Source organism: Pantoea sp. PNA 03-3, from assembly GCF_003201175.1.
GTDB lineage: Bacteria > Pseudomonadota > Gammaproteobacteria > Enterobacterales > Enterobacteriaceae > Pantoea > Pantoea stewartii.
In genome coordinates, this window is sequence record NZ_QICO01000002.1 from 75,110 (window position 1) to 90,056 (window position 14,947).

General features: G+C 52.7%; 9 protein-coding genes and 1 pseudogene. 2 read left to right on the forward strand and 8 right to left on the reverse strand.

Going from position 1 to position 14,947, the window contains the following annotated elements:
- Positions 1 to 1,173 (forward strand): nucleotide disphospho-sugar-binding domain-containing protein, encoded by a 1,173-nt coding sequence (locus C7433_RS06750; protein WP_033740282.1) that lies wholly within the window; start codon positions 1 to 3, stop codon positions 1,171 to 1,173.
- A gap of 47 nt (positions 1,174 to 1,220) precedes the next feature.
- Here C7433_RS06750 and C7433_RS06755 read toward each other — a convergent pair whose 3' ends face one another.
- The 6 genes and pseudogenes from C7433_RS06755 to C7433_RS06780 form a co-directional block, all read right to left on the reverse strand.
- Positions 1,221 to 2,768 (reverse strand): methyl-accepting chemotaxis protein, encoded by a 1,548-nt coding sequence (locus tag C7433_RS06755; RefSeq protein WP_110267844.1) that lies wholly within the window; start codon positions 2,766 to 2,768, stop codon positions 1,221 to 1,223.
- Between the two features lie 586 nt (positions 2,769 to 3,354).
- On the reverse strand, positions 3,355 to 4,623 hold the full coding sequence (locus C7433_RS06760; protein WP_110267845.1) for a four-carbon acid sugar kinase family protein: 1,269 nt from the start codon (positions 4,621 to 4,623) through the stop codon (positions 3,355 to 3,357).
- Positions 4,620 to 5,190, reverse strand: a pseudogene (locus tag C7433_RS06765) (2-keto-3-deoxygluconate permease). The gene C7433_RS06760 and the pseudogene C7433_RS06765 overlap by 4 nt, the downstream one beginning before the upstream one ends.
- A gap of 150 nt (positions 5,191 to 5,340) precedes the next feature.
- Positions 5,341 to 5,703: a protein YacL gene (yacL, locus tag C7433_RS06770; protein WP_006117708.1), complete on the reverse strand. Its 363-nt coding sequence runs from the start codon at positions 5,701 to 5,703 to the stop codon at positions 5,341 to 5,343.
- A gap of 159 nt (positions 5,704 to 5,862) precedes the next feature.
- Positions 5,863 to 8,460, reverse strand: coding sequence for a bifunctional aconitate hydratase 2/2-methylisocitrate dehydratase (gene acnB / locus C7433_RS06775; RefSeq protein ID WP_072021701.1), 2,598 nt, complete (start codon positions 8,458 to 8,460; stop codon positions 5,863 to 5,865).
- Between the two features lie 245 nt (positions 8,461 to 8,705).
- The gene (locus tag C7433_RS06780) at positions 8,706 to 9,704 is read right to left on the reverse strand and encodes an aldo/keto reductase (RefSeq protein WP_006117706.1); all 999 of its coding nucleotides are present in this window, start codon (positions 9,702 to 9,704) and stop codon (positions 8,706 to 8,708) included.
- A 97-nt stretch (positions 9,705 to 9,801) separates the two neighbouring features.
- Between C7433_RS06780 and C7433_RS06785 the strand changes: the two genes are divergently transcribed.
- Complete coding sequence (locus C7433_RS06785) at positions 9,802 to 10,722, forward strand: LysR family transcriptional regulator (protein WP_058702052.1); 921 nt, start codon at positions 9,802 to 9,804, stop codon at positions 10,720 to 10,722.
- Positions 10,723 to 11,337: 615 nt separating this feature from the next.
- On the opposite strand, the gene lpdA is transcribed toward C7433_RS06785, so the two are convergent.
- The gene (gene lpdA / locus C7433_RS06790; protein WP_028724707.1) at positions 11,338 to 12,762 is read right to left on the reverse strand and encodes a dihydrolipoyl dehydrogenase; all 1,425 of its coding nucleotides are present in this window, start codon (positions 12,760 to 12,762) and stop codon (positions 11,338 to 11,340) included.
- 282 nt (positions 12,763 to 13,044) lie between these two features.
- Positions 13,045 to 14,940 carry a pyruvate dehydrogenase complex dihydrolipoyllysine-residue acetyltransferase gene (aceF, locus tag C7433_RS06795; RefSeq protein ID WP_033740275.1) on the reverse strand — a complete coding sequence of 632 codons (1,896 nt, stop codon included), beginning with the start codon at positions 14,938 to 14,940 and terminating at the stop codon, positions 13,045 to 13,047.
- Positions 14,941 to 14,947: the final 7 nt, after the last annotated feature.

Consider the following 14,947-nt stretch of genomic DNA (forward strand, 5'->3'; position numbering starts at 1 on the left):
ATGAAAGTGATTATTGGCGCACTGGGCTCAGCAGGCGATGTCTTTCCCTGTATTGAGATTGGCTCGCTGTTAAAAGAAAAGAATCATGATGTTTACCTGCTCGCTAACGACTATTTCAGATCTGAGGCAGTAGATCGCGGCCTGTCCTTTGTGGCGGTCGGCGACAAAGAGACTTATGTGAAAGCCGTCCAGGATCGGGCGTTATGGGACAAAAAGCACGCCCTGAAACGGATTTCACATTATATGGCGGAACAGCAGGAGGCGATGTTCGATGCCATGAGCGCTCTTGTCGAAGATGACGCCATCATCATTCACTCTTTATGGTGTTTTGCGGCGAAAGCCGTCAGCGAGAAATACCGGTTAAAGAAATATGCTATCAGCCTGACCAATTCAAATTTAAAATTGCAGCCCGGGCGTGTTATCCATGCGCTGGAAAAAAGCCTGCGTGTCAGTCTGAACTGGAAACTGGCTTTATTTCAACGGGCCCTGGTTTCGCCTGCACTCCAGCGTACCATCGACACGCTGCGACGCGACCATAATCTGCCCGCCTCTCGCAATATTTACGCTGACTGGGTCAATAACGAACCGCAGTCGATTGTGTTATACGAACCCTGGTTTTATCAAAAGAAAGCGCGCGAGGGATTTTATGCCGGTTTTTTACTGAACAAGAGCCGGGCCTCGCTGGATGACGATCGTATTACCGATTTTATTGACTCCCGTACGGTGGTTTTTTTTACCAGTTGGGCCCTGGCTGAACAATCATCCGTGACACGCGTTTTACAGGACTTAAAAACAGAAGGACTGAAGTGCGTGCTTGTTACGCCAACCGCAGCCGCGTTAGCGGTAAACGATGATGTGATGACGCTGCCGCATCTCAATATTGCCCTGACTGAAACCTGCTTATTTGCCATTCATCATGGCGGTATTGGCACCACCGCGCAGTTGCTCAAGAACGGGGTGCCTCAACTGATTTATCCGTGCGCATTTGATCAGTTTGAAAATGCCCGCGCCCTTGAACGACTGGCCTGCGGCCTCAAGGGAAAAGGGATCAGGGAAATCAGAAAAATGGCGGCTCTTGCACGTCAGAAGAAACACAACTGCGACTTTTATGCTGTGCAACTGGCTAATCAAACCCACAGAGGTCTTGAGCTGGAACGCTTTCTGACCCGTTAAACGCGTCTTCAGGCCAGGCATCGGGGTGCATGCCTGGCCTGAAGGCATCAGACCTGGAACGCCGCGGTTAACATGCGCAGACTGCGCGCCTGTTCAGTTAAGGATTGCGATGCCGAAGCCGACTGCTCCACCAGCGCGGCATTGCTTTGTGTGACGCTGTCCATCTGCGTGACGGCAATGCTGACCTGCGAAACGCCCTGCATTTGTTCCACTGATGCCAGCGCCAGACCATCCATATACTGTGCCAGTGACGCGACTTCACTTGCCGCTTTAAGAATACTCTGGGCGGTATGATCGGCCGCCTGTACACCTTTCGCCACGCCGGTGACCGCTTCTTCAATCAGGTTACCGATTTCACGCGACGATGATGCGCTGCGCTGTGCCAGCGTACGGACTTCCGTTGCGACAACGGCAAAGCCACGACCGTGCTCACCCGCTCTTGCCGCTTCTACCGCCGCATTCAGCGCCAGAATGTTGGTCTGAAAAGCGATACTTTGAATAACCGCGGTAATCTCTTTCACTTTCGCCGCGCTCACCGAAATGCTGTGCATCGTGTGGCTCATTTCATTGACGGCTTTTTCGCTGGCGCGCGTCAGTGATTCCGTCTCCCGGGCCGAAGACGCTGTAGATTCAGCGACAGAGGTGTTATTGCGAACCGTCGCAGTAATTTGTTCCATGCTTGCCGCCGTCTGTTGCAATGCCGCAGCCTGCTCTTCCGTACGGGAGGACAGCTCGGTATTGCCCTGCGCAATTTCACTGGCCGCCAGTTCAACCGATGCCGCAGAATCTTTGATCTGGGTCACCAGGTTCCGCAAATGATTTTGCATGTTCGCCAGGGCCGTCAGCAGCTTTCCGGTTTCATCCTGACGGTTTACGGTAATCACAGAGGTCAGATCGCCCCGGGCAATGGTATCGGCCGTGTGCACCGCGATAGCCAGAGGACGAGAAATACTGCGGGAAATCAGCAGGCCCAGAATCAGGGAAATTCCCGCTGACAGTAGCAGTCCGGCCACCAGGATCACGCGCGTTTTGGTCCGCTCGCTAGTCAGTTCATCTTCACGCGATTTGAGTAATGATTTCTCCGTGACAATCATGGATTCAATCACGTTACGCATCGCATCCATTTGCACTTTACCTTCATCAGTCGCAAAGATGTCTAAAAAGTGTTGCTGGTCGAGGTTCCCCTGATTCAGACGCTCACGCGCCGCCATTACGTTACGGGCATAGCTTTCCAGCCAGTTCTTCTGTCTGCTTTCCAGATCGACTAAGCGTTGCTGCTGCACCGGATTGTCCTGCGTCAGCTGATGTGTACTCGCGGTGTAGTCGCTAAAGGCCTGTTTACCCTGATTAAAGGGTGCCAGCATTTGTGTCTGACCGCTAAGTGCATAACCCCGAAGGCCGGTTTCCATATTCAGCAGACTCTCGGTCACCTTATTCAGGCCTTCAACCACCTGATAGGTATGAACGTTAAGCTTGCTGGCCTGCGTGACGCGATTAAACCCCATATAAAACAGACTGCATACCACAATCATGACAAGCGTCATGGCACCAAACGCCATATAAAGGCGGGTTCTGATAGATGTATTGCTGAGCATAATATCTCCGCGAGTGGAAAGAGAATAATTAAATTCCATTAATTCACGAGAATAATGGCAAGGCACATTAATAAATCAGGCATATAAATTTAATGAAAAGCCTGACCACTCAACCGAACGGTGAGTGACGTAGAAGTGAACGCATCAATGTTAAGTTGATTATTAGCGCTCTCGCGGAAATTTCCACTGCGTTACAATTTAAATTAGCGTTAGCGGAAATAACGAGAAAACAGGGAGGAGGATAATCCCTGTTATCGCCCTGTTCTCACGGTGCGCGTGGCCATAAAAAACTGAAAAATCAAACAGATTAAGCATTCAAAAAGGACAGTGAAGCCTGTTTCGTTTTACCGAACAGTAAATTTGACTTAAGCGAGTAGTTGCATTCAGGTAACGAAATGTAACAGCACCCTTGGGGAGTACAGCATTACACATCGAACAGGGAGCGTAAGGATTTATTATATTTTAATAATGGAGAATATCGCGCCCTTTATTAAACAGGGCACAGCTATTCTCATCATTCCTCCAAATTTCCCCTGACTTATCCTGTCGAAACGCAATTCTGGCCTGCACATCTGCAGGCTCAGGTTTACTCATTCAGATACAGCTCCTCAATATAATGCAGCGCATCACAGAGCGTATCATCCGTCCCGAATCCCCCTGCTTTAGTGATAACGGGCAGATCATCGATGTCACTGTTTACGAAGGTGCCACACGGGATACAGGGCGCCACTTCACCATGGATACGGTAACCTTCTGCGCCGAGAGCATTCGCCACCGCGATCGCGATGTCGCCGCCCGTCAGGAACAGCCCACCCGTACGGGCACGATCCAGGATCGCTAAGGTGATATCCCCCATTCGCCGACTCAGCGTTTCGCCCAACGCCTCGCGACTCAATGCATATTTTCCGGTCAGCGCTGCAATCTGGTTACGGTCGTCCCCGTGGCTGCTGGTCTGCAGAACACAGTGCCTGTTCTGTGCAAGGATCTGGCACGCCTGCTCTACGATCTCTTTTTGCTCTTTCTCAGGTGCAAGCAGGGTTTCGACCGCGATTCTGACCACGTCAGCCCGCCCCAGACGTTGCGCCTGAGCTACCTGACGCCGGGTCATTTCACTCATCGAGCCCGCCACCACCAGAACCGGAAGCGGTTGATCGCTGTCCATATAGCTGTCGGTCGGAAGCGCGTTGGCCAGTCCCGCCGCCCCAACCAGCAAAGGGCGCGCAGCCATTGAGAGAGCAGCCCGGGCAATGAGGGCCAGATCGTTATCGCTTTCTGCATCAATAATGACGATGCTGGCGGGCTGTTGGCGCAGGTTTTCAAGCCGGTCTGCGAGGTCGCCACGCCTGACGTCGTCCAGCGTCATCTCCCTGACAGGCAGATCGGTCTGTAAGCCGATCAGCGTGCGGATACGCGAGGAGATAATCGGTGTGCGCGGATCGCTGGCAAACTCGGTTTCCAGCAACGGGCGCTGGTGAACCCAGCATTCACCATTGCGCGTCATGCGCCCCGCAGACGGAATGGCTGCGGCGACAATCGCCAGCGTGGTTCCGCTGGCGGCCATAGCTGCAGCAATCTCTGCGCCGGGATTGCCACGAAAGGTAGAGTCGATTTTTTTATAGATCAGTACGCTGTTTTGCCCAGGGCGCAGCCAGGGAGACAGCGCCTGTTTCACCGCGGCGGCCGCCTGTTCAGCGCTGAGTGCCCGGCTGTCTGTGTTAATCACCAGCACGTCAGCGCGACGTGAGGGCTTTTGCTGTGACGTCAGCATCACTTCCGTACGTGCCCCTTTTTTAGCCAGTTGCACGCCCGTATCATTCGCACCGGTAAAGTCGTCGGCAATAACGATCATTTTCATCGTGATTTTTCCGTAGATGAAGCGACAGCCCGTCGCTGATTACCTTTTGCCACCCAGGAAGGTCAGCATCGGCGTTAAAAGGGCGGTGACAATCACCGATGTCGCAATCAGCGGCGTTGCCGCGGCGACCACACAAGACAGGGCCGGATCGGCCTGCGCCAGCGCAGCCGGCGTGATGGCAGTTGTCCTGGCGGCGGCCCCTGCCGGGACCGTATGAAGACCGCCGTTGCTGTTGTCCATCGCCGCAATGACCGCAACGGATGACAATCCCCACCGGCCTTCAGGGCCAGACAACGTATCGACAGACAGACCCAGCGCGACAGCAGCAAGACACTTCGTCACGATGATACCGCCGCCCATAACCCGCGCCTGGGGCAGCGCTTTAACCGATCTCATGCATAACAAAAAAACACCGATAAGCGCAGGCACGTCCTCTTTAAACGGTGCCGGCGTAAAGCCCCCTGTCCCTGAGGCGTCGGGAGCCAGCGTGTTAGCGGCGGCCCCCTGCACCAACGGGATAATCATCATTCCGCCAGGCACTTTTTCGATTGTTTTCTTAATCTTCATACCACCACCTTGATGATTAATTGTAATCACAATGATGATATTAAATCACAAGAATAAAATATGCGGCGAGAATCTCAGATTAAAACGCTGATAATTGAGCATTATCAATCAATAAAGGAGGTAAATGGCGATCGGTGTGCAAGCTTTCAATCATTTGCCCGACATAAATCGCCGCCAGGCGGCAATCACGGCCAGGAAATCTTCCTTACCGCAGAAGCACAGGCTTTCTTCATCGTAGTAATTCATGCCCTCTTCCATCTCATCGCCTTCGAAATTCAATGTATTCGCGCGGACAATGACCTCTTCATCATCCATCCAGAGCGTATATTCGCGCCCGATGCGCTGCCACTGGCGCTCACTGCCTGTAAGTTTTTGGGCTTCGGCTTCAACCTCATCCAGCACGCTGGCGTCATGCCCGACTTCTTCATTAAACCAGTGGCCTAATGCTTCATGGCCCATCGACATGCGCACTTTTACCTTGCCCGTGATGTCGCGTAAAAATTCATACTCCATGATCTTATCTCTTTGTCAGTTACTCGCGCTGTTATACCGCTATTTTTATTGCCGTGCACCTGCTTAGCGCGCCTATCCAGATTCCCTGGACGCCCCTTTTCAGGCATAAAAAAAGAGGAGCGCCGGGGCGCTCCTCTCAAACAGAACGATCGTCACCTGTCAGACGGCAGTCTGGAAAATTACGCCGTCTGCTTTTTCCGTGTACTGACTCAACTGGTCAAAGTTGAGATAGCGATAGGTGTCAGTGGCTGTTTTATCAACCTGTGCCATGAACTGCTGATACTCATCTGGCGTAGGCAGTTTACCTAACAGCGATGAGACGGCAGCCAGCTCCGCAGAGGCCAGATAGACATTAGCCCCTGTACCCAGACGGTTCGGGAAGTTACGGGTTGACGTCGAGACCACCGTTGCGCCGTCAGCCACACGTGCCTGGTTACCCATGCACAGTGAACAGCCCGGGATCTCAATACGCGCACCGCTCTTACCAAATACGCTGTAGTAACCTTCTTCTGTCAGCTGAGCCGCGTCCATTTTGGTCGGTGGTGCAACCCACAGACGGGTTGGTAACTGGCCTTTATGGCTGTCCAGCAACTTACCTGCCGCACGGAAGTGACCGATATTGGTCATGCACGAGCCGATAAAGACTTCATCAATCTTCTCGCCCTGCACATCAGACAGCAGACGCGCATCGTCCGGATCGTTTGGCGCACACAGAATCGGCTCTTTGATCTCAGCCAGATCGATGTCAATCACCGCGGCATATTCCGCATCGGCGTCGGCTTCAAGCAACTGTGGATCCGCCAGCCATTTCTCCATGCCTTCGATACGGCGCTCCAGCGTACGACGATCGCCGTAGCCTTCAGAGATCATCCATTTCAAGAGGACAATGTTAGAGGTCAGGTACTCTTTGATCGGCGCCTGATCCAACTTAATGGTACAGCCTGCAGCAGAACGTTCTGCAGACGCATCGGTCAGTTCGAACGCCTGCTCAACTTTCAGATCGGGCAGACCTTCAATTTCAAGGATGCGGCCAGAGAAGATGTTCTTCTTGCCTTTCTTCTCGACGGTCAGCAGGCCCTGCTTAATGGCATACAACGGAATGGCGTGAACCAGATCGCGCAGCGTAATGCCAGGCTGCATTTTGCCTTTGAAACGTACCAGCACCGATTCCGGCATATCGAGCGGCATAACGCCCGTTGCCGCAGCAAAGGCGACCAGGCCCGAGCCTGCCGGGAACGAAATCCCGATAGGGAAACGCGTATGAGAATCGCCACCTGTTCCGACGGTATCCGGCAGCAGCATACGGTTCAGCCATGAGTGAATAACCCCGTCACCCGGACGCAGAGAAACCCCGCCGCGGTTCATGATGAAGTCAGGTAACGTATGGTGCGTGTTCACATCCACCGGCTTAGGATAAGCCGCCGTGTGACAGAACGACTGCATGACCAGGTCAGCCGAGAAGCCCAGGCAGGCCAGGTCTTTCAGTTCGTCTCGGGTCATTGGACCGGTAGTATCCTGTGAGCCCACAGAGGTCATCTTAGGTTCGCAGTACGCACCAGGACGGATGCCGTCAACACCACAGGCACGGCCCACCATTTTCTGTGCCAGCGAGTAGCCACGTGTGCTTTCAGCCACGTCTTTCGCGATACGGAACACGGTACTGGCAGGCAGCCCCAGCGATTCGCGCGCTTTGGTCGTCAGGCCACGGCCAATGATCAGGGGAATACGACCACCAGCACGGACTTCATCGATCAGGACGTCGGTTTTCAGTTCAAAACTGGCCAGCAGGTCGCCGGTTTCGTGGTTGCGGACTTCACCTTTGAAGGGGTAGATATCAATGACATCGCCCATATTCAGGTTGTTCACATCCACTTCAATCGGCAGCGCGCCTGCATCTTCCATGGTGTTGAAGAAGATAGGGGCAATCTTGCCACCCAGCACAACGCCACCGCCTTTTTTGTTTGGCACGTTCGGAATGTCATCGCCCATAAACCACAGCACCGAGTTGGTCGCCGATTTACGTGATGAACCGGTGCCTACAACGTCACCGACGTAGGCCAGCGGAAAACCTTTGGCCTGCAGCGCTTCAATTTGTTTGATCGGTCCGATGTTGCCTGGCTCATCTGGCTCAATGCCTTCGCGGGCATTTTTCAGCATTGCCAGCGCATGCAGAGGGATATCAGGACGTGACCAGGCATCCGGTGCCGGAGACAGATCGTCTGTATTGGTTTCGCCAGTGACTTTGAAAACCGTTACGGTAATTTTTTCAGCCAGCTCTGGACGTGACAGATACCATTCGGCATCCGCCCATGACTGCATCACCTGTTTCGCATGCGCGTTGCCTGCTTTGGCTTTTTCTTCAACGTCGTAAAAGCTGTCAAACATCAGCAACGTGTGGGAAAGCGCTTTTGCCGCAATCGGCGCGAGTTTCGCATCATCTAATGCTTCAATCAGAGGATGGATGTTGTAACCGCCCTGCATGGTACCGAGCAGTTCAACGGCTTTTTCAGGAGATACCAGAGGAGAGGTTGTTTCGCCTTTGGCGACAGCAGCCAGGAAACCTGCTTTAACATACGCCGCTTCATCGACGCCGGGTGGTACGCGGTTGACCAACAAATCGGTCAAAAATTCTTCTTCACCCGCAGGTGGATTTTTTAGCAGTTCAACCAGCGCGGCCATCTGGGAAGCATCTAATGGCTTAGGTACGATCCCTTGGGCAGCACGCTCGGCAACGTGCTTACGGTATTCTTCTAGCACGACGTTCTCCTCGCTCTCATTGTATGGGTTTCCGGTGCACCCTGATGACAACGCATTCCATGAGTAGGGTAAGGTGCCCGGTTCCGCGTGGGGCAGCATAGCAGGATTTCAACAGCTTGTTAATCTGTTTACAAAAAAGCAACATTGCGGTTTTCTGCAGCAGAATGCGCTACCTGAACAGAGATAAACGAAAAAAACGCAGGACTTAATGCCCTGCCGGTTAACCCAGTCATTTCGCTGTAAGCTTAACGATCGATCATGCCATATTCTGCATCCGCATAGCGTTCACCCCGCACGTTTTGCGGCGCAAAGAGCCTGTCCAGCGTGTCACTGTCCGCCCCTGTCAGGACGACATTCGCTGCGGCACAGTTTTCTTCCAGATGATGGACCTTGCTCGCTCCCGGAATCGGCACAATATCTTCCCCCTTCGCCATGACCCATGCCAGCGCCAGTTGTGCCGCAGTAATACCATAACTGTGTGCCATCTCAGTGAGCTGCGCGACTAACTTTTGGTTATGTTCCTGTGCCTGCTCCTGAAAACGGGGCAAACTGCGGCGGAAGTCATGCGGATCCAGCGCGTCCACGGACGTCAGTTTGCCCGTCAGGAAGCCCCGGCCCAACGGACTGTAAGGCACAAAACCGACATTCAGTTCACGACAGGTCGCCAGAATGTCCTGCTCGGGATCGCGGGTCCAGAGTGAGTATTCGCTTTGTAAGGCAGAAACGGGATGGACGGCACAGGCGCGCCGCAGCGTAGCAGATGAGACTTCAGACAACCCAATATAGCGGGCTTTTCCCTCTTTAATCAGATCCGCCATCGTGCCAATCACGTCTTCAATCGGTACGCTCGGATCAAAACGGTGCTGGTAAAGCAGATCGATATGATCGGTTCCCAAACGGGTTAACGATCCTTCGACTGCGCGGCGAATATGCTGAGGCTGGCTGTTAACGCCCGTCATCTTTTCCCAGCCCTGACCTTCGCCAGTAATCGCAAAACCAAATTTTGTGGCAACCGTGATATTGTCGCGGCGGCCTTTAAGGGCTTTAGCGATGAGCACCTCGTTGGTAAAGGGACCGTAGATTTCGGCGGTATCCAGAAAGTTGATGCCCAGTTCAAACGCGCGCGACAGCGTATTTAATGCCTGCTGCTCATCATGATTGCCATAGGCGAAGGTCATGCCCATACAGCCGAGTCCCAGTGCTGAAACCCGTAATCCCTGATTACCCAATTGACGTTGTTGCATGATGTTTTCCTCTTTGTTGCGGTGTTATTGTTATAATCCTCATCAATACCAACAACAATTGCGCTATTCTTGCCCATTCAGTGAGGAAAATTCATCAATGACACTTTCGCGTGCCACCCTGCAGGAACTGGAAATGTTCAGCGCCATTGCGCATCACCGGAGCTTCCGCAAAGCCGCACAGGCACGCAACGTGACGCCGTCTGCGCTGAGCCACGCCATGCGTCATTTCGAACAACGACTAGGAGTGAGATTACTCAACCGCACGACGCGCAGTGTCTCACTGACCGAGGCTGGACAACATTTCCTGCAGCGCATTCAGCCTGCCTTACTTGATTTATCGCAGGCCGTGGATGAACTTAACGACTGGCGAGCCCGGCCTCACGGTACGCTGAAACTCAATATGCCCCGCTCTGCAGAAGCGCTGTTTTTTGACAGCCTGATCCTGCCATTCCTCCAGCGCTATCCGGACATTACGCTGGAAATTGACAGTAACGATGCGCTGGTGGATATCCTTGAAGCCGGTTTTGATGCAGGCATTCGCTACGGTGATGTGCTGGCGCAGGATATGATCGCCCTGCCCTTTGGCCCGGCAATGCGTACACTGGTTGTCGCAAGCCCGGCGTTTATCGAACGTCATGGTGCCCCGCAAACACCGGACGATCTGCTGCAGTTTCCCTGCATTGAGCGGCGTTTCCCGAGCGGGCAACGCTATCGCTGGGAATTCATGCACGCAGGGAAAAAGCGGGAAGTCGCCGTCAGTGGCTCTCTGGTGCTGGACAACAACGAACGAATATTGCAGGCCGCCCTTGCGGGAGCAGGGATTGCTTTTCTGCAGGAGGCCGTGGTCAGTGCCAGTCTGCGAAGTGGCTCACTCGTTGAGCTGTTAAGTCACTATACGGAGAATGCCGATGGCTTCTGGCTCTACTATCCCGGCAGGCGTTATGTCTCTGCACCATTACGTCATTTTATTGACTGGTTGCGTGTTAATAATAACGAAGTGATCAACCATCAAAATTAACAGCAACATAGGAACCGAGAAATAATTATTTTAAAATAGTCATGAAAGAATCAGCATAAATAACATTTAAAATATAAAAGACAGAAATTTTTATTAATTAGCATTATGAAAAAATAAAAATAAGGGGGCAGTAAAATAATAAATGCGTAGACTGCGGTTGGGCGCCTGAAGCTTTCTGCTTTGGGTAAAAACCTGAGGTGGAAAGAGGAAGGAACCGCTCACATTAATCAGTCAACTAATGCGAGCGGAGGTCACTACCCTAACACCCAAACACTGTCAGGGTAGCCCCTCGCTCGATGAAAATCAAGAGAGGTGCCACCATGAAGTCGAAATACGGTTTACTTGTTATTAGCGGGTTAATTCTCTTAGGATTGAGTTTATCAAACCGAGGTTCATTATGTGAGCTTCGCCTCAGAATAATGAGTGCTGAACTTTCGGCTGTCTTGAATTACGAAACCAGGCAGTAAAACTTCGTTAGTGGCGGAGTTTACTCCGCCCTATATGCCAGTGTAAATGTGTTAGCGCAGGCGCCCTTTCCTTTATTGATTTTCTTATTCGATAATAATCAGCATAAAAAAACGGCCCCATAAGGGGCCGCTATGACTGTCCTGAGACTTATTTCTTCTTCGCTTTCGCGTTAGGCAGATCGGTGATGCTGCCTTCAAAAATTTCAGCCGCCAGTCCTACGGATTCATGCAGGGTTGGGTGCGCATGAATGGTCAGCGCAATATCTTCTGCGTCACAGCCCATTTCAATGGCCAGACCGATTTCACCCAGCAGTTCACCGCCGTTCGTTCCGACAATGGCACCACCGATAACACGATGGGTCTCTTTGTCGAAAATCAGTTTGGTGATGCCATCTGCACAGTCAGAAGCAATCGCACGGCCTGATGCTGCCCACGGGAATGTGGCGGTTTCATAGCTGATGCCTTTCTCTTTCGCTTCTTTCTCAGTCAGACCGACCCAGGCAACTTCTGGCTCAGTATAGGCAATGGAAGGAATCACTTTCGGATCGAAGTAGTGTTTCAGACCTGAAATGACTTCTGCCGCAACATGGCCTTCATGCACGCCTTTGTGTGCCAGCATTGGCTGACCTACAATGTCGCCGATCGCATAAATGTGTGGCACATTGGTGCGCATCTGCTTGTCAACGCGGATGAAGCCGCGATCGTCAACTTCGACACCGGCTTTGTCAGCATCCAGGCCTTTACCGTTCGGTACACGACCAATTGCAACCAGAACCGCATCATAACGCTGAGCTTCGCCCGGCGCTTTTTTGCCTTCCATCGAAACATAGATACCGTCGTCCTTGGCTTCTACGGCGGTCACCTTGGTTTCCAGCATCAGGTTAAATTTCTTGCTGATACGTTTGGTAAAGACTTTAACCACGTCTTTATCGGCCGCCGGGATAACCTGGTCAAACATCTCGACCACGTCGATCTCTGAACCCAGCGCATGGTAAACGGTAGCCATTTCCAGACCGATGATTCCGCCACCCATAACCAGCAGACGCTTAGGCACTTCTTTCAGTTCCAGTGCGTCAGTGGAATCCCATACACGAGGATCTTCATGAGGAATGAATGGCAGTTCGATAGGACGTGAACCTGCAGCGATAATGGCGTTATCGAAGTTAATAGTGGTTGCGCCACCTTCACCTTCGACCACCAGCGTATTGGCACCGGTAAATTTGCCCAGGCCATTAACCACTTTCACTTTACGCCCTTTCGCCATGCCAGACAGGCCGCCGGTCAGTTGGTTAATCACCTTCTCTTTCCAGCTACGGATTTTGTTGATATCCGTTTGCGGCTGACCAAACACAATGCCGTGTTCTTCGAGCGCTTTCGCTTCTTCAATCACTTTAGCAACGTGCAGCAGCGCTTTAGACGGGATACAGCCTACGTTAAGACAGACACCACCGAGGGTGCTGTAGCGCTCAACCAGTACGGTTTCCAGACCTAAGTCAGCGCAACGAAAAGCTGCAGAGTAACCTGCAGGACCTGCCCCAAGTACCACGACCTGAGTTTTAATCTCTGTACTCATCATGACCTCTTATTGGATTTCCGGCGGGTCAGACGCTGAGCCTATCCCATTAGGCTAGTTAACTGGCCATATTGCGTCTGCTGCTGCAAACATTCCCCTATCGGATTTGCCTGCCGTGACTCAATCTGACTGCGCCAATTATGCCTAATGGAATAGGCTCATAATGTCCTTATTCCACCGGGACATGTTCACCGCAAGAGTTTACAGAATTGTTAATAAACTGCCAACAGCGGTGCCCTGAATGTTACAAAAAGGCCGGCATTTGCCGGCCTTTTGCGCTTTTTACATAACCAGACGACGAATGTCTGACAGCATATTGCCAATAATAGTAATGAAACGTGCACCATCCGCACCGTCGATAACACGGTGATCGAAGGACAGAGAGATCGGCATCATCAGACGTGGTGCAAACTCTTTACCGTTCCATACAGGCTCCATTGCGGATTTGGACACGCCAAGGATGGCCACTTCCGGCGCGTTAACAATCGGCGCAAAGTGCGTGGTGCCCAGGCCGCCCAGGCTGGAGATGGTGAAACAACCGCCCTGCATATCGCCTGCGGTCAGTTTGCCATCGCGCGCCTTTTTAGAGACCGCCATCAGCTCACGAGACAGCTCGGTGATGCCCTTCTTGTTCACGTCTTTAAAGACCGGAACGACCAGACCATTTGGCGTATCGACCGCCACGCCGATGTTGATGTATTTTTTCAACGTCAGCTTCTGCGCGTCTTCAGACAGAGAGCTGTTGAAACGTGGCATCTGCTCAAGCGCTGCAGCGACAGCTTTCATGATGAAAACCACTGGCGTGTATTTCACGTCCAGTTTGCGCTTCTCGGCTTCGGCGTTCTGCTGCTTACGGAAAGCTTCCAGATCGGTAATATCGGTTTTATCAAAGTGGGTTACGTGTGGGATCATCACCCAGTTACGGCTCAGGTTGGCACCCGAGATTTTCTGGATACGGCCCAGTTCCACTTCTTCAACTTCACCGAACTTACTGAAGTCAACTTTCGGCCATGGCAGCATGCCCGGCAATCCGCCACCGCTGGCTGCGGCTGGCGCAGCCTCTGCGCGTTTCACTGCATCTTTCACGTAAGCCTGAACGTCTTCTTTCAGGATACGGCCTTTGCGTCCTGTGCCTTTCACCTTCGCCAGGTTAACGCCAAATTCACGCGCCAGGCGACGAATCACCGGCGTGGCGTGCACATAGGCTTCATTCTCAGCAAACTCGCCTTTGCTGTCTGCTTTTGGTGCAGGGGCAGCGGCAGGCTTAGATTCCGCCGCCGCAGGTGCAGGGGCCGACTCTTTCTTAGCCGCCGGTGCCGCGGCAGGGGCAGCGCCTTCCACTTCAAACACCATGATCAGCGAACCGGTGCTGACTTTATCGCCCGTCGCGACTTTCAGTTCTTTGACGGTGCCCGCGAACGGTGCCGGAACTTCCATCGACGCCTTATCGCCTTCCACTACAATCAGTGACTGCTCAGCCTCGACTTTATCGCCGACCTTCACCAGCACTTCGGTGACTTCAACTTCGTCGCCGCCGATGTCAGGTACGTTAACGTCTTTTGCCCCTGCGGCCGCAGCGGGTGCCGTCGCAGCCTCTTCTTTCACTTCTGGCTTCGCATCAGCAGCCGGTGCAGCACCCTCTGTTTCAAAGACCATGATGTGAGAGCCGGTATTCACTTTATCGCCGGTGGCGATTTTAATCGCTTTCACCACGCCCGCGAACGGTGCCGGGACTTCCATTGAGGCTTTGTCGCCTTCAACGACGATCAGCGATTGTTCAGCTTCAACTTTGTCGCCCACTTTCACCAGAATTTCGGTGACTTCGACTTCGTCACCACCGATATCTGGTACGTTAACGTCTTTGCTGGCGCTGGCAGACGCAGCGGCGGCAGGGGCGGCCTCGGCTTTTTTCTCTTGAGCTGGCGCCGGTGCCGCTTCAGCAGCACCTTCTGCGTCAAACATCATGATCAGCGAGCCGGTTTCCACTTTGTCACCGGTTGCGATTTTGATCTCTTTTACTACGCCGGCCTGCGGCGAAGGCACTTCCATAGAGGCTTTATCGCCTTCTACAGTGATCAGCGACTGCTCGGCTTCCACCTTATCGCCAACCTTGACCAGAATTTCGGTGACTTCAACTTCGTCTGACCCGATATCCGGTACCTTGATTTCAATAGCCATTACTCTG